The sequence below is a fragment of the Chryseobacterium sp. Marseille-Q3244 genome, from assembly GCF_940807095.1.
Lineage (GTDB): Bacteria > Bacteroidota > Bacteroidia > Flavobacteriales > Weeksellaceae > Chryseobacterium.
On the sequence record NZ_CALNWX010000004.1, the window covers coordinates 83,147 to 106,630 of the forward strand.

Here is a 23,484-nt window from a genome sequence, read left to right on the forward strand (position 1 = left end):
AATACCTTTATCATATAAAAATAACCTAAAAAAAATATCATATGAGCAATTCGAACAAACATGCATATTTCATCGGAGGTGGATTGGCAAGTCTTGCCGGTGCCGTATATCTGTTAGAAGACGGAGACTTTAAAGGCGAAAACATTCACATCATTGAAGCCCTGCCGATTTTGGGTGGTAGCAACGATGGTGCGGGAACTAAAGAAAAAGGATTTATTTGTCGTGGCGGGCGTATGCTCAACGAAGAAACCTATGAAAACTTTTGGGAATTAACATCCCGTATTCCTTCTCTGGATGTCCCGAACATTTCCGTAAAAGACGAAATTCTGGCATTTGACCACGCGAATCCGACAAATGCAAAAGCGCGGTTGATTGACAAGAACGGAAACATTTTACCCGTAACGGATATGGGTTTCAACACTCAGGACCGGATGAAATTTGTGAAATTGTTTTTTGCCGATGAAAATGATTTAGACAACATTACCATTCGTGATTGGTTTGACGACCATTTTTTTACGACCAACTTCTGGTATATGTGGCAAACCACTTTCGCCTGGCAGGAATGGAGCAGCATTTTTGAATTTCAACGCTATATGAAACGTATGCTGTTGGAATTTTCAAGAATCGAAACACTCGAAGGGGTTACCAGAACACCATACAACCAATATGAATCCGTTATCTTACCGGTGAAGGCATTTTTGGATCAGCACAAAGTGGACTTTTCATTAAGAAAAACCGTTACCGATTTGGATTTTGCCGATGATGATGGCATTACCGTAACGGGAATAGAATGCATCAATGCAGAAGGAAAAACAGAGAAAATAACTGTGAAGGAAGGCGATTTGGTATTCTTTACCAACGGATGTATTACAGACAATTCTAATAACGGCGATTATAATACGCCTGCAAAATATTTGCCGTTAAATCCGCCAAGTTTTGCACTATGGCGTAAAATTGCCAACAAGAAACCCGGCAAATTGGGTAACCCAGACCCGTTCTTTACAAAACCGGACGAGACAAAATGGTATTCTTTCACACCAACATTCAAAGGAAATAAATTTCTGAAACTTATTGAAGAATACACTGGCAACAAGCCGGGCAGCGGAGCTTTGATGACATTTAAAGATTCATCGTGGCGAATGTCAATTGTGGTGGCTGCACAACCGCATTTCAAAGCGCAAGGCGATGATACTACCATTCTTTGGGGCTACGGATTATATCCAGATGCAGTGGGAGATTATGTGAAAAAGCCGATGATTGATTGCACGGGTGAAGAAATTTTGACAGAGTTGATTCATCATTTGCATTTTGAAAAACACGAACAGGAAATAAAAGATAGCGTTATCAATGTTATTCCGTGTATGATGCCTTACATCGATGCGTTGTTTCAACCAAGAGCTAAAAAAGACCGCCCTGCAGTTGTTCCTGAAGGCAGCACCAACCTAGCAATGATTAGTCAGTTTGTAGAAATACCGGAAGATATGGTATTCACAGAAGAATATTCGGTTCGTGCAGCACGCATCGCGGTATATACCCTACTCGGTCTCGATAAAAAAGTAACTCCAGTAACGGAACACTGGAAAAAACCAGACGTGTTGGCAAAAGCCATCCACACCTCTTACAGAAATTAAAAATAAAAAAAGAGCTGCCTTTACACTTTATCGAAGTTCTTTATTGCTAAAGGCATATCTCTCTTTAATCTATAAAAGATTGTCTATAATAACCAATTTATCTAACTTTATTCTGCTCTTGCTTTTGTCAAGGGCAGAATATTTATTTTTAAACAAAACCAACCGACTCTATGGCAAAACAAACATCAGGATATATAAACAGGAAGAAAATTGCCAACTCAGGTACGCACAATCTTTTTTATGAATTATTCGAACCAATAAATGAACCTCCAAAGGCTACACTCCTTATACTACACGGGATGCAGGAGCATAGCGGTCGTTATAAAAATTTTGCGGAATATCTGGCGAAGAACGGTTTTGCAGTTCTATTATATGACCATCTCGGACACGGAAAAACGGCGGAAAATCGGGAAGAACTTGGCTATTTTCAAAAAGAAAATCCCAAGCAGCAACTGATAGACGATGCCGCAACGATGGCAGCATTTTTAGAAAACAACTACCCTAACATTTCTCACTTTTTACTGGGGCATTCTATGGGGTCTTTCATTGCAAGATGCTTACTTCAGAATCAGAAAGATGTTTTTAAAGGAGCGGTCATCGTAGGAACGGGCGGAAAAATCAACGGAATCGGTTTGGCTAAATTTTTCCTGTCCATCAACAATATTATTACTCCAAAACACCGGAGCAAATTCATCAACAGAACTTTTTCAAAAATTATTAATCAACATTTTAAAGGCGAGAAAGATGGCGACCTTACCAGTTGGCTGAGCCTCAGCAAATCCAACCGGGAATCATTTTGCAGGGACAGCCTATGCGGAGTACCTTTTACCAATAATGGTTTTTACGCATTAGTTTCTCTAAATCAACAGGCAACGGAAAGAAAATGGGCAGAAAGAATACCAAAAGAATTTCCCTTTCTTTTTGTAAGCGGAGCTGATGATCCGATAGGAGACTTCGGAAAAGGTGTGGAAAAAACGGTAGCGCAAATGCAAGAAGATGGTTTTACAGATGTTAAAACAAAAATCTATCTTGACATGCGGCACGAAATACTTAATGAGGATATTAAAGAATATGTATATGAAGATATAAGGGATTGGCTCAATAAAAAAATACAGCAATTGGAAAAGTAGACTAAAAATATTTTAATTTTAAAAAATAATTTATTAATGATTAAAATACGTAGTTTTTTACAGGAAACAGGCAATATCGCGCAGTTTACCAAAAATTACTTTTTATTAGGCTTCCGCCCGCCATATGAAATAAAGGAACTGCTTGCACAATGCTATCTCATAGGTTACAAATCTTTGGGGCTTATTTCCATGACAGGCTTTATTATCGGTTTGGTCCTTACGATGCAGTTGCGGCCAAGCCTCGTACGCTATGGTGTGGAATCCCAGCTGCCTGTAATGGTAGGTATCGCCATAATCCGTGAAATAGCACCTGTAATCGCCGCTCTCATCTTTGCAGGTAAAATTGCAAGTAGCATCGGGGCAGAGCTGGGCTCTATGCGGGTTACCGAACAGATAGATGCGATGGAAGTAAGCGGTACGCACCCTTTTAAATACCTTGTTGCCACACGTGTCCTGGCGACAACATTTATGCTCCCCGTACTTATCATTCTGGCGGATGCCATTTCACTATATGGTGCCTGGATAGGTGTTAACATTGGCGGGACGACAAGCCTGTCGCTTTTCTATTCACAGGTTTTTGACTCCTTGGATTTCAGTGACATCATCCCTGCTTTCATCAAAAGCTTTTTTTTCGGTTTTGCAGTGGGAATCGTGGGTGCCTATAAAGGCTATAATGCAGTAAAAGGAACACGGGGCGTGGGGAACGCCGCCAATTCAGCGGTCGTACTCTCCTCTATCCTTATCTTCGTCTTGGACCTGATTGCGGTACAGATAACAGGCATTCTCGGGTATAATTAAATCATCATTATGGCGGAAACAAAAACAGCAGCAAACTACAATAATGACAATGGACCGGCCATCGTCATTGAAGATATTTATAAAAGCTTTGGTGAAAAAAAAGTGCTTAATGGTTTTAACCTAACGGTCAATAAGAACGAAAATGTTGTAGTTCTCGGAAAATCAGGCACGGGAAAATCTGTTCTTATCAAATGTATCGTCAGGCTTTTAACACCAGATAGCGGTAGGATAATGATTTCCGGACAGGATATTGTGCAATTGGAAAATCAAGAGCTGGATAAGGCACGCTCAAAAATAGGTTTTCTTTTTCAGGGAAATGCCATCTATGATTCTATGACCATCCGCGAAAATCTGGAATTCCCTTTAAGAAGACGGTGGTTCCGGCTGAAGCAGGATGAAATTGACGCACGGGTTGAAGAAGCACTCGATAGTGTGGGGCTTAAACATACCGTAGACCTTATGCCATCCGAATTGTCGGGAGGGATGCTGAAAAGAATAGCTCTGGCACGTACTGTCATCCTTAAGCCGGAAATCATCCTTTATGATGAACCTACCACCGGACTCGATACGGTAACAGCAAAAGAAATTGACAGCCTCATAATGGATATACATAAAAAATACAAAACATCATCTATAATTATCTCACACGATATGAACTGTGTGAAAAATACGGCCGACAGAGTAGTCTTGCTGCTTGACGGAAAATGCTACGCACAAGGTACTTATCAGGAATTTGAAAGTTCTGATGACGAAAATATTAAACAATTTTTTGATTAAAATATGAATAAAAATAATATCAAGCTCGGCTTATTTGTAATTTCGGGGTTTATACTTATGATGGCTGTTTTCTTTTACATCGGCAGCGGTTCAGGCATTTTTACCAGCAAATTTGAGCTCAGGGCAAGATTCAAAAACTCCAATGGACTCAGAGAAGGAAGCAATGTGCTATTTTCAGGGATGCAGGCAGGTTCTGTAAAGTCAGTAAAATTGTCCGGAAGGGATGATATAGAGGTCATTATGCTTATAGACAAAGATATTGCAAAGCATATAGACAATAATGCCAAAGCCTCGATTGGAACAGAAGGCATTATCGGCAATGCGGTGGTCAATATTTTGCCTTACGGTAGGCCGGGCAGACCAGTGCAGGAAAAAGAATATCTCACGGCAGATACCAAACCGGGTGTGGATGAAATACTCAACACGCTATCGGCAAGCAACAACAATATACAGGATATATCCAAATCTCTTAAAAACACTGTGCATAAAATTGACAGCAGCCAGATTTTAAAATTAATTAATGACAAGGCGTTTGCCGAAAACTTAAAATTATCCATCCTGAAAATACGCCAAAGCACGGAAAATATAGAAAACCTGAGCAGTACTGCAGAAGCCATCATTACGTCTACACGCCAAGGAAAAGGAGCAACTGGGCTTCTCCTTGCCAACAAAGATTTTGAGTCCCAGCTTAAGCAGACTTTCAATAACGTCAATGCCGCCAGCAATAATCTTAATACAGTAAGCAATGAACTTATCATAGTTGGTAAAAACCTGCAGGCATTCAGTAAAAATATAGAAAATGGAAAAGGACCGATAAATGCCCTTATCACTGATACCGTTCTTACAAAAAACATCAATAACAGCCTTTACAATATCGAAAAGGGAACCGAAGGCTTCAACCAGAATATGGAGGCTCTGAAGCATAATTTTCTCTTCAGAGGTTACTTCCGCAAGCAGGAAAAAAAGAAAAAGGAAGCCGAAAAACAGAATCTCCAAAGATAATATTATTGGAATATCAGCATATACAATTAGAATTTTGGGATATATAAAGTGAAAGCAATATGTGTAACTTTATTAAATAAAAACAAGGTTATTTTATCATATATTATAAACTAAAAAATTCTAATTATGTATTACAGTAATGGAAATTACGAAGCATTTGCCCGCCCGAAAAAACCGGCAAATATTGAACAGAAATCTGCCGTTCTTATCGGTTCGGGATTAGCTTCATTGGCTGCTGCAGCTTTTTTGATACGCGATGCGCAAATGGAAGGAAACAAAATCCGTATTCTGGAAGAATTAGCTTTACCCGGTGGCAGTATGGACGGCATCTGGAATGAGCAGAAAGGCTACATCATACGAGGCGGACGGGAAATGGAAACACATTTCGAAACCCTTTGGGATTTGTTCCGCTCGATACCCTCATTAGAAACGGAAGGCGTTTCCGTACTGGACGAATATTATTGGCTCAATAAAGAAGACCCTAGCTTTTCCCACGCCCGTGTTATCGAAAACCGTGGAGAAAGACTGCCCACGGATGGTAAGCTTACCCTGTCCCAGAAAGCCATCCACGAACTTATAGCGCTGGTTCTTCTTCCTGAAGAAAAACTACAGGATGTACAGATAGACCAGGTATTTACAGAAGAATTTTTCCAATCCAACTTTTGGACATACTGGGCTACGATGTTCGCATTCGAACCTTGGGCAAGTGCGATGGAAATGCGCCGATATGTTCTTCGTTTCATCCATCACGTTGGCAGCGTAGCAGATATGTCCTCATTACGCTTCACGAAATACAACCAATATGAATCACTGATTCGTCCGTTGGTAAGCTACCTTGAGTCCCACGGTGTTACCTTCCAGTATAATAGCCAGGTTCAGAACATACTTGTAGAAAATGAAAACGGCAAAAAAGTAGCGAAGAAAATCGAATATATTAAGGATGGCAATGCAGAAAGCATCAGCCTGACCGAAAACGACCTGGTGTTTGTTACCAACGGCTCCATTACCGAAAGCAGTACATACGGTGACAATCATAACCCTGCTCCTGTTGCTGACGGCATTGGCGGAAGTTGGCAACTTTGGCAGAATCTGGCAGACCAGGATGATGCCTTTGGAAAACCCGAAAAGTTCTACAAAAACATTCCCGAAGCCAACTGGGTAATCTCCGGAAGCATTACCTTCTTCGACGAAAAAGTGATTCCGTATATAGAAAAAATAACAAAAAAAGACCCAAGAAGCGGTTCTATAGTGACTAGCGGACCTGTCACAATAAACGATTCTAACTGGTGGTATGGCTTTTCCATCAGCAGACAGCCCCACTTCAAGGCTCAGAAAAAAAATGAAGTAATTGTTTGGGTTTATGGGTTGTATTCTCATAAACCAGGAAATTATATCCAAAAGAAAATTACGGAAGCCACGGGGATAGAGCTTTGCAAAGAATTTTTATACCATATTGGTGTTCCTGAAAATGAAATTGCAGAAATTGCACAAGCTGCCAACAGCATCCCTTGCCGTATGCCTTATATCACATCTTACTTTATGCCTCGTGCATTGGGAGACCGCCCATTGGTGGTTCCAGAGGGTTCTGTGAACCTTGCTTTTATCGGTAATTTTGCCGAAACTGGAAAAGACACCGTATTCACGACCGAATATTCCGTGCGTACAGCAATGGAGGCAGTTTACACCCTTTTGGATGTAGACAGAGGTGTCCCAGAAGTTTTTGCTTCTTCATATGACATCAGGGTACTGCTGAAATCCATCTATCACCTTAATGACAATAAAAACCTAAATGAAATTGAATTTCCTTGGTTGATTTCAATCCTTGAAAAATATGGTGTCAAGAAAATAGAAGGTACTTATGTTGAAGAGATTTTAAAAGAAGCTAAGTTGTTATAAGAGGTTGTTTTATACTTGAAAAACTCAGGATTTTAAAAATCCTGAGTTTTTTATGGTATTTATATTTATGGCTTCTTTCACTGTTTTCGATGAGAATTCAGGATACTTTAAGCTTTCAAAAAATCCTTGCTTTGCCATTCCGGATTAGGATATTTGTAAAAACCTTCGCCGGATTGCTGACCAAGTTTTCCTTTGTCGATAAGTTCGGCTTTTAGCTTTTCTGCTATTTTCTGTGTTAGTTCTCCCGGGATTTCTTTTAAGATGTTGTAATTGGTGTTCATCCCATTCAAATCTAAAATAGCCATTGGTCCAAAAGGAGCACCTGTTGCTATTCTCCAGGTTTTATCAATGGTTGCAGGATCGGCAACGTCATTCGCCCACAGTGCAAGGCCAGCCACCAAAAGCGGAATTAACAAAGAATCGAGAACGTAGCCCGATTTTTCCTTCTTCAGTTCCACGGGCAGCATAGCAATGGATTTTGCAAACTCTACAATCTCGTTATAAACCATTGGGTCGGTTTGATCAGAACCCATTATTTCTGCCGTATTACGAACCATTATATGATTGGCAAAATGTAGATGGATGAATTTTTCCGGACGATCGGTAAATGTGCTTAATCTGCTCGGCAAAAGTGTGGATGAGTTGCTCGCAAAAATGGTTTTTTCCGGCGCGTGCTCAGAAGCTTTTTCCCAGAAATCTTTTTTGATATCGATGCTTTCCGGTACGGCTTCTATCAATAAATCAGCATCTTGTAAAGAAGCTTTCAAATCTGTCGAATAAGTGAGATTATTTTTGGTATTTTCGATTTTTTCTTCATCAGCTTTCAGATAGTTCTTATATTCTTCAGCCAAGACATCAAAACGGTTTTTTGCCTTATTTAAAGCTTCATCATTAACATCATAAACCGTGACTTCATAGCCGAAATAAGCGCACTGCACCGCAATCTGAAAACCGAGAACGCCACTTCCAGCCACCACAACATTTTTAATACTGATTTTAGTTAAATCGGCTTCCGGCACTTTCAAAAAATCTGGACTTTGCCACGAAGGATTTGGATATTTGTAAAAGCCTTCGCCAGTAGAAATTCCCAGTTTATTTTGGTCAATGAAGGTTGATTTAAGTTTATTCAGCACAATCTTATCATCTGTTTTGCCCTTTTCTACTTGCAGTTTGTAAATGTTGTATGGTGTCGTCAATCCGATAATATCATACAAAGCCATTGGTCCGTAAGGCGAACCAGTTCCCAGCATCCAGGTTTTGTCTATGGTTTCTGGCGTAGCATAATCGCCAATCCAAAGCTGCATTCCGGCATTCAGAAATGGATTTAATAAAGAATTGAGCACATATCCTGGAACTTCTTTTTTTACCAAAACAGGCACCATCCCTATCGCCTTGGAAAAATCGACTATTTCCTCGGTTATTTTTTCGTCGGTTCCTGGATGTGGCATAATTTCCGCCGTATTTCGCAACCATATTTGATTGGCAAAATGCAGGTTAAGGTATTGAGCCGGCCTTCCTGTCACCTCAGCAAACTGACTTGGCAACAAGGTGGATGAATTACTTACAAAAATGGTTTTCTCCGGTGCAATTGCGGAGAGTTGTTTATAAAATTCCGTTTTTATTTTAATATCTTCTGGCACTGCTTCTATCAAAAGATCGGCATCTTTCACAGCAAATGCCAAATCAGATGAATAGTGCAGTCTTTCCCTGGCTTTTGTAATTTGTTCTTCGGTGGCGCCAAGATCCTTTTTATGACTTTCGGCCAAGCCCTCGAACTTTGCTTTCGCCTTTTCCAGCACCTCATCGCTGATATCGTAAACCGTGGTTTCAAATCCGTGAATTGCTGTTTGAAAAGCAATTTGGAATCCTAAAACACCACTTCCAGCTACCGTTACATTTTTTATTTTGCTCATAATTTTGGTTGATTTTTGGTAATAAACTTTACGGAACTAGGACTCAGCAATCTTCATTTTCAATTATAACTGATAAAACTCTGGACTGAATGCTTCCTCCAAATTCTTTGGTTCTTTACGTTTTTTCTGATTTAGCTCGTGTCTTGAGGTTGAAGATGTTACATACGCTGACTGCCGTGAACGCTGTAAATTCCCGATCGGTGAATTCTCTTCGATGGTTCTGAACGGTGTAAACGACAGATTTTCCATAATTTCAAAATTACCATCCTCAGGAACCGTTTGTTTTGGTATTGTGATTTTTGCCACCGTACGGAATGGTGATAATTCCTGTGACCATTCTTTTGTAAGGTCATTCACAGGCATTTCTTTCAGGTCTTTGCAAAGTTGTATTTGCAACTCAAACGTAAGGTCTTTTTGAGCTATTTCTTTGATAATTCCTTTTCTGTACGGCCATTCTGCGCTGTCTAGATCAATATTTTTTTCAGTGATGGCGTTCTTGGTCTGCTCAGTTGGGATCACTCTTACTTTGGCGATATAATCACCGTGGCGAACTGCTCCCATACTGTAAAATTCATAAAGAAAACTGTTGATGGAAGGGATTTTTTCAAAAGTTTTAAGAGCGCCCAATTCCTTCAAAGCCTCAAAATTTGGAAATGCTTTTTTATTTTCGGTGACCCAAAGTGTGGCAAATTCCAATTTTCCCAAGGCTCCCTTTTCAAAGAAATCATTTAGTTTTAAAAACAGCTTTGAAATGAAAACATAATGTTCTGCCGAGTTACAGAAAAACACCGGATTATTAATCAGGTTAAAATCAACATTGGGAGAATCTTCCTCTCCGGGAGATAATTTTTTGCCATCTATCCCAAAAATCTTTAAAGCAAATCCTTGTGCGTTACCGCTAAGTTTATCTGGTAAAACTCTGGAAGAACCATTGGAAAAGCGAACTGCTGCCTGGTGTTTTCCGGGTTTCGCATAAATGCCCTGCGCCAGTTCTTCGGACAGATTATCCAAAATTTCAACCTCTGCTTTCAGCACTGCATAGCCATTGGCGTGCGCATCTCTTGTATGATGGGTCGCCCTGCTTAGTTTTGGCGTATTTTTGATGTATTCGCGGATATCGTTATTAATGGTGGTAATATACTCATCGAAATTTTCGGGAATTTCTTCCACTTCGTAACTATACTTGATGTAATCTTCCATAGTGCTTTTTTTATTTTAATTCGCTAATCCATTTTAAAGCAGAAATGCTTGGTATAAAACAATATTCGCCGCCTTTCACAATGTTGTAGGTCTGCAAACCACGGTATCTTTTGATGAGGGGTTCTCCCGGTGCAGAAAACAGTGCGTCTTCGTCCTGGACACCGATCATAGGATCTTTTTCTATTCCCAGATTTTGGGCGTTACCATCGTTTGCCCATTGTTTTTGCAGAAATTCCAGTGTTCCCATTGCATCGGCACTAATGCCAATAAAGTACTGTCCACGTTCCTTACCGTCATTTTTAGTTACCTCCGGCGGAACGATGTCGCCAAAAGTTACACTTTTTCTGATGATCCTGTGCAAACGTTCATCCTCCAAAACAAAAGATTTGGAATCTCTTGGGTTCATCCTGCGGATATGCGAACTGAACGGACACTTTTTACCGTACTCATCATTCTTGAAAGAAAAATCATTGTTCTTTTGCATATCATCTCCTAGCGCTTTATCATCTTTTTCGGGAGCTAAAACCAAAGGTGCACCACTTCGCCAGCGACCTACCATTTTGGCAGCCAACAGTTCTCCCTCTTCCGGTGAAGAAGAATTTTCCTTAATGAATTGATTAAATTCTGCTACCTGACTTTGGTACTTTCTGAAAACCATAAAAGAACCGTTCTTTCCTAAAACTTCAGGTTGTGGAAATGGCTTTACGATGCCTGCTTCTCCAGGATAGCCCATTATAAATTCGCCTGCTTTAATCGGACGGTCAAATCCGGGCGGCAAATCTATCCCACTGCCTTCAATCTCCGGATTGCTGATGCCATCCCTGAATCCGAATACATTTTTAACCTCTTCAGATACGGCGAAATCGTGGCTCATTATTACTTCTACGCCGCTGTTATTCGTCAATTTAGAACGAAATTCCTCCAGCTGGCTTTTCCACGCCTCTTCATTGTTGGCGATAATTGCCGCTGCGATGTGAATATGTGATCTTTTAAAAACCTTTTCCCAGTTTTTAGGGTCATTAACTCCAATGTCATACAGAAACCGGGAACGTTCTGCCATTCCCTCCTTGAAGGATTCGGGAAAAGTATCGAGTGACTCTTGAGGGACACCGATTTTTTCCAGACCTTTATAAGTGAATGTTAAAGTAACCGATGCGCCTTCATTCTTATGCCAGTCTTCCGCAGAACTCACAATCGGCAAAAGTTTTTGGAGCATTTGTCTGGCTGCCACAGCATCTTTGATTTCAATAATAGCCACTGTTCCGAAATATGGTATAGGTCGGCTTCTGAGAATTAAGGCCTGTATTTCGTTCAGCTCAATTTCTACTTTATTGGGATTAAAAATCCGCTTTAAAAATTCCAATGCCATAGGTTAGATTTTATTTGCTTCGTCAATTGCCTTATTCAGTCCTTTAATGATTTTATCATTTCTCCTTATATCATTCACCGTAAGATGCGGAACACCTACATACCAACCTGTCGCGGTAATCTGATGGTCTAGAATAAACTGTTTTACGCTCGGGTTTTTTATGCCTGGCCAGCCTTCTACATTCCCAAAAATGATGTCCATCAGCTGCGGAATTTTTGTGGCGAAATCATCAATATAAGCATCCCAGTCGCCATCGTAAGCCGTGCAGAAAAGAATCTTGGTATCGTTATCAAACAAAACTATACGAAGGTCATGCAGGGTTCCTACTTTGGTTGCGCCTTTCAGATCCCCACCTGCAATTTCCATTATGGTTCTGAGATTTTCTGCACCTCCGGGTTTTAGGTCTGCCATCGCAGTTAACTCAGATACACGGCCGGATCTTAACCCTTTTCTTCCGGCAGATGTAGTGGAATGGTCATAACCATCATCAATACCTTCACTGAAATTCGCCTTTGCTAGCTCGGCAGCCAATTTTACTTTGTCTATGAAACTCATAATTAAGATTTTTGATTAATACTAATTCACATTATTTTTCAAGATGAAACAATAATCTTAAAGAGTTTATTACAAATTTAAAGCCATAGCAATCTATCGTAATGTACCGAAATTCGTATTTTATATACTGAAACTCCCTAATCCGACCTATTTGCTTTAAAAGCTTCAATTGATAAAAGGAAATATCTTATCTTTAATCTTGTTGTAATTTTGAGAGAATAAAACCTATTTAACTATAAAAAATCAATCTTTATAATTGAGATTTCTCAATATTTACTCAATAGAACATTCAAAACAAAAACCTTCCTCAAAACAGGAAGATTGCAACAATTAAATTTAATTATAATGGATTTTTTGTAAGAATAGTTAAACGCAAAAATACAATGAAATTTGCCAATATTAAATTTTTAATGAAACTGTGCTGTTTCTGTCGAATCTCTCATCGCCACTGTTGCTGCCGAACCATTGGTTACAATATTTTGAATTTCATCAAAATATCCTGTCCCAACAAAAGACTGATGTTTTACCGCTCTGAAACCCTGCTTCTGCAAAGCAAATTCGCGTTCCTGCAATTCAGAATAACCTGCCATTCCTTTTTCTTTATATGCCAAAGCTAATTCAAACATCGCAGTATTCAAAGCATGAAAACCAGCCAATGTAATAAACTGGAATTTGTAACCCATTTTTCCCAATTCTTCTCGGAAATTCAGCATTTCATCGACACTTAATTTTGCAGCCCAATTAAAAGAAGGTGAACAGTTATAAGCCAACATTTTATCTGGAAATTTTGTACGAATTCCTTCTGCAAATTTTCTTGCCATCTTCAGATCCGGATTTGACGTTTCCATCCAGATCAAATCGGCATAAGGAGCATAAGATAAACCTCTGTCAATTCCCTGCTCTACACCATTTTTCACAACATAGAAACCTTCGGAAGTTCTTTTCCCTGTCACAAACTTTTTATCCCTGTCATCAATATCTGAAGTCAACAAATCTGCCGCATCTGCATCTGTTCTAGCAATAATTACAGTCGGTACTCCCAAAACATCTGCTGCTAAACGAGCCGATATTAGCTTATTAACCGCTTCTTGAGTCGGAACCAAAACTTTTCCACCCAAATGCCCACATTTTTTCGCAGAAGATAACTGATCTTCAAAATGTACTGCTGCCGCTCCCGCCTCAATCATTTGCTTCATTAATTCATAAGCATTTAAATTTCCGCCAAAACCTGCTTCTGCATCGGCGATTATTGGAACTAAATATTCTTTTTCTCCACCTCCGTTTACGGATTGAATTTGATCTGCCCTTAATAATGCATTATTAATTTTCTTCACAACAGAAGGTACTGAATTCGCTGGGTACAAAGATTGATCGGGATACATTTCACCAGACAAATTAGCATCTGCTGCAACTTGCCAACCTGAAAGATAAATTGCTTCCAGTCCCGCATCAACTTCCTGAACCGCTTGATTTCCAGTTAAAGCTCCTAATCCGGCAACAAAATCCTGAGAATTGAGTTTTGTCCAGAATTTCTTTGACATTTCGGTAGCAATCGTATAATCTAATTGGTAAGAACCTCGAAGTTTCAGTACATCTTCGGCTGTGTAAGGTCTTTTCACGCTATTCCAACGTGGATTATCCAGCCAGTCTTTTTCTAATTCCTGAATTTTTTCCTGTTTTGTTTTCATAATATTTAGAGTTTAAAATTTTCTTCAAGTTGCGAGATCTGAGATTTCAAGTGAAACTATTCGAATTGAAATGTGGAAAAATTTTGTGCGAGAACTTTTCTTATTAAAAATTTCTAATTCTATTTTAAATAAACGGATACGCTTTCAATGTTAAAAATTCAACAAAGTTTTCACAGAAAATCAATTCGTTAAAAAGTTCTTTTGCCAGAGTAAATTTTCCGTTTTTGAAACGTTCTTCACCGACATATTTTTCAATTCTTTCCAGTTCCTCAAATTCCCATTGAAGAATCATTTCCCTGGTCAGTTTTCTTTCATCATTTAGAAATGCTTCATTTTTCAGCCATTGCCAAACTTGAGTCCTTGAAATTTCAGCAGTTGCCGCATCTTCCATCAGATTATAAATCGCAGCTGCACCTACTCCCATTAACCAAGATTCGATATACAGAATTCCGACGTTGATATTTTTTCGGACACCCTGTTCGGTAATTTCTCCTTTTGGAATTTCCAGTAAATCATTTTCTGTAATTTGATAATCAAACTTTTTATCGATTTGATTTTTCTCAGGCATAAACTGGTCGAAAATATCTTTCGCCACAGAAACCAAATCGGGATGTGCAACCCAAGTTCCATCGTGACCATTTTTCACTTCACGCTCTTTATCATTTCTGACCTTTCCAAAAGCCTGACTGTTGGCTTCATAATCATTTTTAATAGGAATCTGCGCCGCCATTCCACCAATCGCGTGAACATTTCTTTTATGACAAACTTCAATCACTCTTTTTGAGTATGCATTCATAAAAGGTGAAGTCATTGTTACCTGATCACGATCAGGGAGAATAAATTCTGGAAGATTTCTGAATTTTTTAATGAATGAAAAAATATAATCCCATCGACCACAATTCAAACCGGAACTATGTTCTTTTAATTCGAATAAAATTTCATCGATTTGAAAAGATGCAGTAATAGTTTCAATTAAAACTGTTGCTTTAATTGTTCCCTGAGGAATTCCGAGATAGTTTTGAGCAAAAACAAAGACGTCATTCCACCAGCGTGCTTCTTTGTAATGTTCTAATTTGGGGAGATAAAAATAAGTTGCACTTCCGTTTTCTATCAATTGTTTTATGTTTCTGAAAAAATAAATTCCAAAATCTATTAATGAAGCAGAAGTTTGTTCATCATTGATTTCAATATGTTTTTCATTCAAATGCAAACCTCTTGGACGAACTAGCAGAACAGCCATTTCTTCATTTAATTGGTATGATTTTCCCTGCTCATTTGTAAAATCAATTCTTCTATTGATTGCATCCGAAAGATTGATTTGACCTTCCATACAGTTTTTCCAGGTTGGAGAATTGCTGTCTTCAAAATCCGCCATAAAAGTTGAAGCACCACAATTCAAAGCATTAATAATCATTTTTCGATCAACTGGCCCAGTAATTTCCACTCTTCGATCCAGCAAATCTTCAGGAAGTGGATTGCAAACCTAATTTCCTGTTCTGATTTCTTCGGTTTCTGGAAGAAATTTTGGAAGAATTCCTTTATCGAAATCTTTCTGTGTAATTTCTCTTTCATCTAAAAGCTCTAATCTTTTAGCATTAAAGTTCTGATGAAGCTCAACCAAAAAATCAACTAAATCATTAGTAAAAATTTCTTCAAACTGTTGCTGAGCTTTAATTCTTAATTGAGTCTTTGTTTCCATAATCAATTGATTTTCTGATTCAACATTACAAACCTAAATAAAAATTTTCACATGCAGCGAACGTTCGCCGAATTTATTTTAAAATTTATTATGCGAAAAAACCCTTCCAAATATTTATCTTTGACTTATGAATTCTGAAAGTGACTATATCAAGACGGTTTTCGGGCTAAAACTGAAACAGCAAAGACAAAAGAAAAACTGGTCTTTGCAGGATCTCGCTACAAAGACCGGATTGTCTAAATCTTACCTCAATGAAATTGAAAATGGCAAAAAATATCCGAAGCACGATAAAAATTATTCAGCTTTCAGAATCACTGAACTGCACTTTTGATGATTTAGTCTCGACAAAACTGGATAAAAGTTTAGCTCCATTTAATGAAATTTTACAATCGGATTTTTTCAAAGAAATCCCTTTGGAACTTTTCGGAATCAATAAAAATAATTTGATAAGTATTATCAGCGATGCACCAAAAAAAGTAACTGCGTTCATTAATGCTTTGATCGAAATTTCTCAGAATTATAATTTAGGAAAAGAACGATTTTACTTCGCTGTTCTTCGTTCGTTTCAGGAATTGTATGACAATTATTTCCCTGAAATTGAAGATAAAGCATTACAGTTTGCGCAAGAAAATAAATTAGAGATTGATAAAAATCTACAGTCGGATATTTTAGAAAATATCTTATCTGAAAAATTTAATTATAAAATTCAGTCAGAAAATTTTGAAGAATATGGAACTTTAGACAATCTCCGTTCGCTTTTTATTCCTGAAAAAAAACTATTGCTTTTAAATAAAAAATTGGAACGGGATCAAAAAACATTTATTCTATCAAAAGAAATCGGCTTCAATGTTTTGGAATTAAAAAATCGTCCAAATACATACTCCTGGCTGGATTTTGGAAGTTTTGAGGAAATTTTAAATAATTTTTATGCTTCTTATTTTGCCGGAGCATTATTGATTTCAAAACAAAAAATCATTAGAAAAACTTCAGAATTTTTCTTTCAGAATGAATGGAACCCCCAAAATTTTGAAAGTCTGATTGAGAAATTCACCAATTCACCTGAAACTTTTTATCACCTAACAGTATCTAAAGAAGTGTTTATTAATGGTAGTTTACTCAATACAAGGTGTACAAAAGTGGTACAGAATTAAGATGCTGTAACATCTTTTTTTTCTACTTTTCCGAACGCATCTCGTCACATTAAACACTTGTGAACTAATATTTTACAATATTTGACGATAAATTTAAATGTACAATTATACTACTTTTGTACACCTCCAGCCTTATATTTCAATGTAAATCAACATATTAACAATTCCCGATTGCAACTATAATAATTACTACATTTTGCCATTACACCCCCCAATTTTCATTTTTAACGTTAAAATAAGTACCATACATTTCCCAATTTATTCTTTGCTTTTATAACTTTTTATGTAAAAATTAGGATCAATATCAACCTGATTAATAAAATTATTTTTCAGATCATAGGATTGCCAGGAAGTAGTTGGAGAAATCCAGTCTTCAATACCAATGATCTTAATCGGCATTGTAAAATTATTGATACAGTTTGTAAATCGATACTGTAGTTTATGATCTGTTATAAAATATTCCAATACTGGAACCTGAGAGGTTCTCAGATACTGATCATACACAGCATTAAAGTTTATTCCTGACTGAATATTAATGTAATTTTCAATTTCTTTTGTTGTGACAACCTTGTGATAGAACTGTTTATTAAGCCCACGTAGTATTTGCAAAAATTTTTCGTCATTATCGATGACAGTCTTGATCATGTGAATGACCGCCCATCCTTTTACATATCCGTCTGAGCTTCCATCTTCATTAATACCGTATCTGCCAATAATAGGTTTATCATTTTCAATGGTTCTGTATCTGCCTGAAAGAAACTCCTCCTCTGCTTTTTTTCCAAACAGATCCGAAAGTACAAGCTCTTCAGCCAGACCTGCAAATCCTTCCTGGATCCATCGGTCAGCAATATCGCCGGCGGTAATACTATTTCCGAACCATTCATGTGACATCTCATGAATAACGATTCTGTCTGTTTTTTTACCCCAGCCTGTTTTTGACACATCATTTCCTTTGTATGTCCCTTTTGTAAAATTATTACCATATGCAATCGCACTCTGATGTTCCATTCCGATATAAGGTGCTTCTACAATCTTAAATCCGTCTTCATAGAACGGATATGGACCAAACCAATGTTCCAGTGACTTCATTGCCTGAATGGATTCAGGTATTAAATGATTTTCAGCCTTTTGTTTATTATAGTCGAGAACCCAATAATCCATGCTTAGTTTCCCTATGATTCCGGTATAATTCTTTTTGATATTAACGTAGTTGCCCATGTAGAAAGAGATGCCATAATGATTGATCGGATTAACGACTTTCCATGTATATTGCATGTCACCATCAGATGTCCGTTGCTGTTTTACCAGACATCCGTTACCTATCGCATTTAGAGATGCAGGCGTAATTATTGAAATAGAAGCACCCTCATCTGGTTCATCATACAGCATATTTTTGCATGGATACCATAAGCTGGCTCCTTTGTACTGACAGGCCACTGAAATCCAGGGACGGTTTAAAGAATCTTTGCCCCATACAAAACCTCCGTCCCATGGTGGGGATTGAGATTCTACAGGTTTACCCGAATAATAAACAGCGATGTTGTATTTCCTATTTTTATGTTTTCTGACTCCTGAAACATACCAGATATTTCCTTTATTTTGAAAGCTTAGCTTTTTACCATTTTGAGTAACACTGTCAATGATCAATGGTTTTACAAAGTCGATCTGCATCAATTCAGATGGTTGCTCTGAAATTACTTTATATCTGATTTTATTATTTCCTGTAATCGTTTTTGTATGGTAATCGGGTTTAATGGTAATGTTATATGACATTAAGTCCCACCATCTTTTCTCCGGTGTTAAAGAGCCTACCAAAGAATCTTCTTTAGATGGCTGTTGTGCAGCAGCCCAGTTGGATACAAACAATATAAAAATAAATCTTAGTACATTCATATCAGAACAGATCTGATTATTAATTAAGTCAGGTACATAGCTAAATAGCAATACATTTTAGAATAATACGCTAAGTGCAATATTTTTCCGCTAACATTTCAAGGACCAGGTCTATTCCTTCATTTGCTGACTCTGAAGATAAATTGCCGAAAATAATGATAGCAATTTTTTTCTCTTTAAATATTGATACGGAGGACATAAAACCGTTGGCATTTCCAAAATTATTAATATAACTTTTTCCATCTTTTCCTGTTTTTTTGAACCAACCAAAAGAAAAAATGGGGAATTGAAATAGAAGCTGTTCAAAAGTTTCTTTCTTAAATGGTATTCCTTTTCCTTCTAATCCTTTTAAATAATTTTGAATATATAATGAATAATCGGGTAAAGTGGTGTTTATATTACCCGCTGACAGCAACCAATTTAATTTTATATTCTCTTCTATAAGTGGGACTAGTTGTTCATAATGGCCGTAAGTCTGTTGTTCATCTTGGGTATTTGGACTACCAAATCTGAAATCAATATTTAATTTTTTTTTGAGATCGTTGACCAATTCATAATAATTTTATTGCTAACTTTTTCTAACATAAGTCCCGCTAAAACGTAGCCAAGGTTTGTTAAGTACAAATCATCGTTATTTTTCTTTACCGCTTTTTGAGTGAGTAAGTATTTCGCAATATTGTATCGTTGTTCTTGGTTTGTTCCTGTTATTACCACAGATTCCGGGATATATGTATCATAAGAAAACGGAGCTAGTGGCGCTTTAAAATTCAGAAGATTAATTAATGTTAGACTCTTACTTTGATTTTGCTTTGCCTTTAATTCCGGAAATAAATGAAAAAAATCAGTATTCCAGTTAATTTTTCCTTGTGATACCAAATCAGCAGCAATAAATGATGTAATTGCCTTAGTATTTGAACCCAGATGAAATCTATTTTGTAGAGTAACCTGCACATTAGAATTAACTTTATTTGTTCCTAAAGCTTTCATTAAGATTGAATCAGAAGATATTACGGCAATTTCTAAAGCCGGAATTTGGTATCTAATTCTGATACTGTCAATCTTATCTGAAATAGTTTGGGCAATTAAACTATAGGCTATCAGGAAGGTCAAAATGAATTGAAGTTTTACTTTCATTTGCTTAAAAATGCAATTTGTGTTAAAGAAGGAAATACTATTTAATATTCTTTCTATCATGTCTACGGTATCACTAAAGTTCTAAAGCTTATTGACAATATTAATTATACTTTATAGCTTTATCAACTTCAACAGGATTATTATATTTTCTTATAATGGACTGCAGATTTTTTACCTGTGCATTCAGTTCTTCGATATTGCTGATTTGTTTTCCTCCGATATTAATATTCAGGTTGGGACTGCTTTTCAAATTGGTTCTTTCGAAAGAAAAAGGATCATTGTAAAAATCCATTAGTAACTTTTTCTTCTGTTTTTCATTGATAACAACAGCCTTGTTTCCAAAATTTGATTCCAGAAAATCATCTGTTGCGAAATTGTCGGGAAAGTTTTGATTTTTAATGAGCTTATAGATAAAGTTATTTTTATCATCCTGAATCTCAAAAATCAAACCCGGTAATCCACGAAATTTATACGGACCTTCATTAAAAGGAATATCCTTGTTGAACCAGGCTATCCAATGCCGTCCTCCAAAATCAGCGGTTGCTTTCTGAAGATCATATTCATTGTATTTTTTTGTATCACTTTCAATTTTCCAATTAATGATATCGTTAGTTTTGAAAGAATAATAGCCGAATTTGATATTGATGAAATTTTCGTTTTCAGACGAATCGTTTCTCCTCTTGACAATCTGTCCCGTCATATCAACATGTTTATTATCCATGTTTCCAAATTTTTTATTTATAGAATCCGCAATTAATAGATTTCTTCCATAAAATTTGGTTTCATTTTTATTAACATCCAATATCATATAGAATTTCTGATGTTCGTTTTCAGTTGAATCCATTTTCAATTGTAATTCATAAATATACCTGTGTGTTTGAGCCTGGAAAAAACTTCCGATAAGCAGGCAAAATAACATGATTATTTTCATAATTATTTGTTTTTGAAGGTTTCAAATTCAAATATAATTATTTAAAGAAAGCCGAATAAGGAAAAAGTGCTTTGACGCGTACGAAATTACCCATCGTCAATTTCTTACTCAATCGATTATTTTTAGTAAAATGCTTATTACTAACAAAAAAGACCGTTTATTGTAAAACTGCTACAGCAACAAACTTTTCCCATAATTTGTCCATCCAGCAACAAGCTGCAATTTAAAATCTACTAGGAACCGATTGCGAATTTATAGGAGAAAATATAAAGTAATAAAATAAACGTGTTTGAGAATAGTCTTTTTTAAAAAAAAATAAGCAGTCACATAGTTGGCTCGCTTAACTGCTTTCTATTGATGAAAAAGTACTGTACATCAATATCTTTTGTTCAAACTCCTCAATATTAAACGGCTTAGAGATAAAGTCGTCCCCTCCTACTCTGGTCGTTATCTCTGAAAGATCAAAGCTGGTTCCAAGTAAAATGACTGGTATATTGTTTAGGACATAATTCCGCTTGAGACTATTACTTATTTTCATGGCATTATAACCCGAAATACAAGAATCAATTAAAATAATATCTGGAGTACATAGTGTAACTTCTTCAATAATGTCCTGCGAAGAATCTAATGAGACGATCTTAAAACCTGTCTCCTTGAGAATTTCATTCAGAAGTTCTACAAATAGAACATCGCTATCAAAAATGATTATAGTTTTATTCGACATAGGCTTTGATCTTAAGGGTTTGTGGGAGGATAGTTGAAATTTTAATAATCAACTGTATAATGCTTGAACGATAACCCGCTAAGAGGATGAATAATTAGTAGTAGGCTTACCGTAAATTTATATGAACTAAATGGATAAAGATTGATCTTTATCCATTTAGCAATCAATAATTATATTATATGTATTAAAATAAGCGCGCTTTACGTTGTAAAACGCACTTAGTATTGTTTTCAGTTCCTGTAAAGGGATGATTTTTCCGAAAAGAATCCTTTTTTATTTGTAGGCCAACATTATGGTTGTCCTTTACCACCGGATGCTCCATATATCTGTCCTGTCGCAAAACTGGCATCATCAGCGGCTAACTGAACAAATATAGAAGCTAGTTCTGCAGGCTGTCCTGGTCTTCCGAGTGGTGTATCACCGCCAAATTTTTCCAGGTTTTCCTGTGTCTGGCCTCCGCTTACCTGAAGAGGTGTCCAGATAGGTCCGGGTGCAACACCATTGACTCTTATGCCTTTCGGTCCCAACTGCTTGGCAAGAGATTTTACATAGTTGGTCGTTGCTGCTTTGGTTTGTGCATAATCATAAAGATCAGCAGAGGGATCATAGGCCTGAATGGAGGACAATCCTATAATAGAAGACCCAGGCTTCATATGAGGAAGAGCAGCCTTTGTGATCCAAAAAGGTGCATAGATATTTGTTTTCATAGTCCAGTCGAAGTCATCGGAACTAAGATCGAGTATAGATTCATTGGCTTTCTGATGTCCTGCATTATTGATCAGAATATCCAGACCTCCGAGTTGCTGCACAGCCTGGCTAACCAATTGTTTGCAGAAGGCTTCGCTACGAATATCTCCTGGAATGGCTATACCTTTACGGCCTTCCTTTTTGATAAGTTCGATCACCTGCTTAGCATCTTCCTCTTCAGCAGGTAGGTAATTAATGGCTACATCTGCTCCTTCTCTTGCATAAGCAATGGCAGCAGCCCGACCAATACCGGAATCACCGCCAGTAATCAATGCTTTTCTTCCTTGTAGTCTTCCTGAACCTACATAGCTCTTCTCTCCATGGTCCGGCACCGGTGTCATTTTGCCTGCCAAACCAGGAAAAGGTTGCGACTGCTTATTAAAAGGTGGTTTGGGATATTTGTTTCGCGGGTCAGTAAGCTCCTTTGCATTCGCTTTACCTGTATTGCTGTTCTGTGACTGCGCTAAAGCGCCCGGAGCAACCGCTGCTATGGCAACGGTTGCAGCTATCTTTCCGATAGCATCTCTCCTTGTTATTTTACTTTCCATATCAATATGATTATTTGGTGTTTTAGAATTCTGTAATTTGTAAAATGGGTACTATATGTAAAATTAGTAGACTACTCAACAAAGGTTTTATGATACAAATCATAATTCAATGACTCTCTTAAGGATTGAAGTTAAAATCTATCTGGCAACAGTTCAAACAAATCAGTGGTAATATATTTTAATTAGATGGAAAGCGCAAGTAACTTTTTCCTAGCAAAATGCTGCCGGTAAATCCTGAAATATATTTGTGATATAAATGATAATTGTTTTTAGGATGCTTTGCCTGGTAATATTAACAATGTTAAAGAGCACCGAAAAGTAAGAAAGAGTGTGATTGATTAGTAGCACTGTCACTTTAGTGATTAATTATGAATAGCTGCTCTGACCAGCGGCTATTTTCACTCACAGGGGTATATCTTTTCTGATTGATTTACGGATCTATTGTTTTCGGAATCCCGATATTTTCATTTTTAGAAAATGGTCCAGGGCTAAGTTTTTGTTGCAATAACAAGAGCTTTCAGCGTTGGAGATAATGTTGTATTTTCAATCATTGTGCGCTCGAAAAAACCAGCTGAGATCTGCCTTTCAAGTTCGCGCATAGTATAATTTTCCTTGATGCTCATCTTTAATTAAAACTCATGTTCCTCATCAGTTTTGCAACGTGAGAAGATTGTGTGGTAATGTGTCCAGCTCAGTTG

At 37.3% G+C, this 23,484-nt stretch carries 19 protein-coding genes and 1 pseudogene; 8 read left to right on the plus strand and 12 right to left on the minus strand.

The features are described 5' to 3' along the window. The first annotated feature begins 41 nt into the window (after positions 1-41). The 6 genes from NBX25_RS08540 to NBX25_RS08565 all read left to right on the plus strand — a co-directional run bounded on the left by NBX25_RS08540 (position 42) and on the right by NBX25_RS08565 (position 7,234). Positions 42-1,631 (plus strand): oleate hydratase, encoded by a 1,590-nt coding sequence (locus tag NBX25_RS08540; protein ID WP_002978567.1) that lies wholly within the window; start codon positions 42-44, stop codon positions 1,629-1,631. Positions 1,632-1,801: 170 nt separating this feature from the next. Further along, on the plus strand, positions 1,802-2,761 hold the full coding sequence (locus NBX25_RS08545) for an alpha/beta fold hydrolase (RefSeq protein ID WP_002978566.1): 960 nt from the start codon (positions 1,802-1,804) through the stop codon (positions 2,759-2,761). Between the two features lie 36 nt (positions 2,762-2,797). Continuing rightward, positions 2,798-3,559, plus strand: coding sequence for an MlaE family ABC transporter permease (locus NBX25_RS08550; RefSeq protein ID WP_002978565.1), 762 nt, complete (start codon positions 2,798-2,800; stop codon positions 3,557-3,559). A gap of 9 nt (positions 3,560-3,568) precedes the next feature. Further along, a complete protein-coding gene (locus NBX25_RS08555) occupies positions 3,569-4,336 on the plus strand; it encodes an ABC transporter ATP-binding protein (RefSeq protein ID WP_002978564.1) in 768 nt (255 codons plus the stop codon). A 3-nt stretch (positions 4,337-4,339) separates the two neighbouring features. Beyond that, positions 4,340-5,338, plus strand: a complete 999-nt coding sequence (locus NBX25_RS08560; RefSeq protein ID WP_002978563.1) for an MlaD family protein — start codon at positions 4,340-4,342, stop codon at positions 5,336-5,338. Positions 5,339-5,464: 126 nt separating this feature from the next. After that, positions 5,465-7,234, plus strand: coding sequence for an oleate hydratase (locus NBX25_RS08565; protein ID WP_002978562.1), 1,770 nt, complete (start codon positions 5,465-5,467; stop codon positions 7,232-7,234). A 107-nt stretch (positions 7,235-7,341) separates the two neighbouring features. Here the strand turns inward: NBX25_RS08565 and NBX25_RS24780 are convergent, their stop codons facing one another. The 6 genes and pseudogenes from NBX25_RS24780 to aceB form a co-directional block, all read right to left on the minus strand. Next, positions 7,342-9,147, minus strand: coding sequence for a 3-hydroxyacyl-CoA dehydrogenase (locus NBX25_RS24780; RefSeq protein WP_002978561.1), 1,806 nt, complete (start codon positions 9,145-9,147; stop codon positions 7,342-7,344). Positions 9,148-9,210: 63 nt separating this feature from the next. Further along, positions 9,211-10,347, minus strand: a complete 1,137-nt coding sequence (locus NBX25_RS08580; protein WP_002978560.1) for a catalase family protein — start codon at positions 10,345-10,347, stop codon at positions 9,211-9,213. Positions 10,348-10,357: 10 nt separating this feature from the next. Then, positions 10,358-11,716 (minus strand): Dyp-type peroxidase, encoded by a 1,359-nt coding sequence (locus NBX25_RS08585; RefSeq protein WP_002978559.1) that lies wholly within the window; start codon positions 11,714-11,716, stop codon positions 10,358-10,360. A 3-nt stretch (positions 11,717-11,719) separates the two neighbouring features. Further along, complete coding sequence (locus NBX25_RS08590) at positions 11,720-12,271, minus strand: hypothetical protein (protein ID WP_002978558.1); 552 nt, start codon at positions 12,269-12,271, stop codon at positions 11,720-11,722. A 407-nt stretch (positions 12,272-12,678) separates the two neighbouring features. Further along, complete coding sequence (gene aceA, locus NBX25_RS08595) at positions 12,679-13,959, minus strand: isocitrate lyase (protein WP_002978557.1); 1,281 nt, start codon at positions 13,957-13,959, stop codon at positions 12,679-12,681. Between the two features lie 124 nt (positions 13,960-14,083). Next, positions 14,084-15,658, minus strand: a pseudogene (gene aceB / locus NBX25_RS08600) (malate synthase A). 127 nt (positions 15,659-15,785) lie between these two features. Here aceB and NBX25_RS08605 point away from each other — a divergent pair. Further along, positions 15,786-15,989 (plus strand): helix-turn-helix domain-containing protein, encoded by a 204-nt coding sequence (locus tag NBX25_RS08605; RefSeq protein WP_228370517.1) that lies wholly within the window; start codon positions 15,786-15,788, stop codon positions 15,987-15,989. Continuing rightward, complete coding sequence (locus NBX25_RS08610) at positions 15,910-16,809, plus strand: hypothetical protein (protein WP_002978555.1); 900 nt, start codon at positions 15,910-15,912, stop codon at positions 16,807-16,809. The genes NBX25_RS08605 and NBX25_RS08610 overlap by 80 nt, the downstream gene beginning before the upstream one ends. A gap of 258 nt (positions 16,810-17,067) precedes the next feature. Here NBX25_RS08610 and NBX25_RS08615 read toward each other — a convergent pair whose 3' ends face one another. The 6 genes from NBX25_RS08615 to NBX25_RS08640 form a co-directional block, all read right to left on the minus strand. Continuing rightward, positions 17,068-18,702, minus strand: coding sequence for a M1 family metallopeptidase (locus tag NBX25_RS08615; protein WP_002978554.1), 1,635 nt, complete (start codon positions 18,700-18,702; stop codon positions 17,068-17,070). A 70-nt stretch (positions 18,703-18,772) separates the two neighbouring features. Beyond that, the gene (locus NBX25_RS08620) at positions 18,773-19,252 is read right to left on the minus strand and encodes a hypothetical protein (RefSeq protein WP_002978553.1); all 480 of its coding nucleotides are present in this window, start codon (positions 19,250-19,252) and stop codon (positions 18,773-18,775) included. After that, positions 19,225-19,896 carry a serine hydrolase domain-containing protein gene (locus tag NBX25_RS08625; RefSeq protein WP_002978551.1) on the minus strand — a complete coding sequence of 224 codons (672 nt, stop codon included), beginning with the start codon at positions 19,894-19,896 and terminating at the stop codon, positions 19,225-19,227. Before NBX25_RS08625 ends, NBX25_RS08620 begins: the two co-directional genes overlap by 28 nt. A 40-nt stretch (positions 19,897-19,936) precedes the next feature. Further along, the gene (locus NBX25_RS08630) at positions 19,937-20,767 is read right to left on the minus strand and encodes a GLPGLI family protein (RefSeq protein WP_002978549.1); all 831 of its coding nucleotides are present in this window, start codon (positions 20,765-20,767) and stop codon (positions 19,937-19,939) included. Between the two features lie 340 nt (positions 20,768-21,107). Next, positions 21,108-21,491: a response regulator gene (locus tag NBX25_RS08635; RefSeq protein WP_002978391.1), complete on the minus strand. Its 384-nt coding sequence runs from the start codon at positions 21,489-21,491 to the stop codon at positions 21,108-21,110. A 290-nt stretch (positions 21,492-21,781) separates the two neighbouring features. Beyond that, the gene (locus NBX25_RS08640) at positions 21,782-22,786 is read right to left on the minus strand and encodes an SDR family oxidoreductase (protein ID WP_002978389.1); all 1,005 of its coding nucleotides are present in this window, start codon (positions 22,784-22,786) and stop codon (positions 21,782-21,784) included. Positions 22,787-23,484: the final 698 nt, after the last annotated feature.

What these genes read in the sequence shown, in the direction of transcription:
- NBX25_RS08540 (WP_002978567.1), top strand. Translation starts at nt 42, where the DNA reads ATGAGCAATTCGAACAAACATGCATATTTCATCGGAGGTGGATTGGCA.
- NBX25_RS08545 (WP_002978566.1), top strand. Translation starts at nt 1,802, where the DNA reads ATGGCAAAACAAACATCAGGATATATAAACAGGAAGAAAATTGCCAAC.
- NBX25_RS08550 (WP_002978565.1), top strand. Translation starts at nt 2,798, where the DNA reads ATGATTAAAATACGTAGTTTTTTACAGGAAACAGGCAATATCGCGCAG.
- NBX25_RS08555 (WP_002978564.1), top strand. Translation starts at nt 3,569, where the DNA reads ATGGCGGAAACAAAAACAGCAGCAAACTACAATAATGACAATGGACCG.
- NBX25_RS08560 (WP_002978563.1), top strand. Translation starts at nt 4,340, where the DNA reads ATGAATAAAAATAATATCAAGCTCGGCTTATTTGTAATTTCGGGGTTT.
- NBX25_RS08565 (WP_002978562.1), top strand. Translation starts at nt 5,465, where the DNA reads ATGTATTACAGTAATGGAAATTACGAAGCATTTGCCCGCCCGAAAAAA.
- NBX25_RS24780 (WP_002978561.1), bottom strand. Translation starts at nt 9,147, where the DNA reads ATGAGCAAAATAAAAAATGTAACGGTAGCTGGAAGTGGTGTTTTAGGA.
- NBX25_RS08580 (WP_002978560.1), bottom strand. Translation starts at nt 10,347, where the DNA reads ATGGAAGATTACATCAAGTATAGTTACGAAGTGGAAGAAATTCCCGAA.
- NBX25_RS08585 (WP_002978559.1), bottom strand. Translation starts at nt 11,716, where the DNA reads ATGGCATTGGAATTTTTAAAGCGGATTTTTAATCCCAATAAAGTAGAA.
- NBX25_RS08590 (WP_002978558.1), bottom strand. Translation starts at nt 12,271, where the DNA reads ATGAGTTTCATAGACAAAGTAAAATTGGCTGCCGAGCTAGCAAAGGCG.
- aceA (WP_002978557.1), bottom strand. Translation starts at nt 13,959, where the DNA reads ATGAAAACAAAACAGGAAAAAATTCAGGAATTAGAAAAAGACTGGCTG.
- NBX25_RS08605 (WP_228370517.1), top strand. Translation starts at nt 15,786, where the DNA reads ATGAATTCTGAAAGTGACTATATCAAGACGGTTTTCGGGCTAAAACTG.
- NBX25_RS08610 (WP_002978555.1), top strand. Translation starts at nt 15,910, where the DNA reads ATGAAATTGAAAATGGCAAAAAATATCCGAAGCACGATAAAAATTATT.
- NBX25_RS08615 (WP_002978554.1), bottom strand. Translation starts at nt 18,702, where the DNA reads ATGAATGTACTAAGATTTATTTTTATATTGTTTGTATCCAACTGGGCT.
- NBX25_RS08625 (WP_002978551.1), bottom strand. Translation starts at nt 19,896, where the DNA reads ATGATAGAAAGAATATTAAATAGTATTTCCTTCTTTAACACAAATTGC.
- NBX25_RS08630 (WP_002978549.1), bottom strand. Translation starts at nt 20,767, where the DNA reads ATGAAAATAATCATGTTATTTTGCCTGCTTATCGGAAGTTTTTTCCAG.
- NBX25_RS08635 (WP_002978391.1), bottom strand. Translation starts at nt 21,491, where the DNA reads ATGTCGAATAAAACTATAATCATTTTTGATAGCGATGTTCTATTTGTA.
- NBX25_RS08640 (WP_002978389.1), bottom strand. Translation starts at nt 22,786, where the DNA reads ATGGAAAGTAAAATAACAAGGAGAGATGCTATCGGAAAGATAGCTGCA.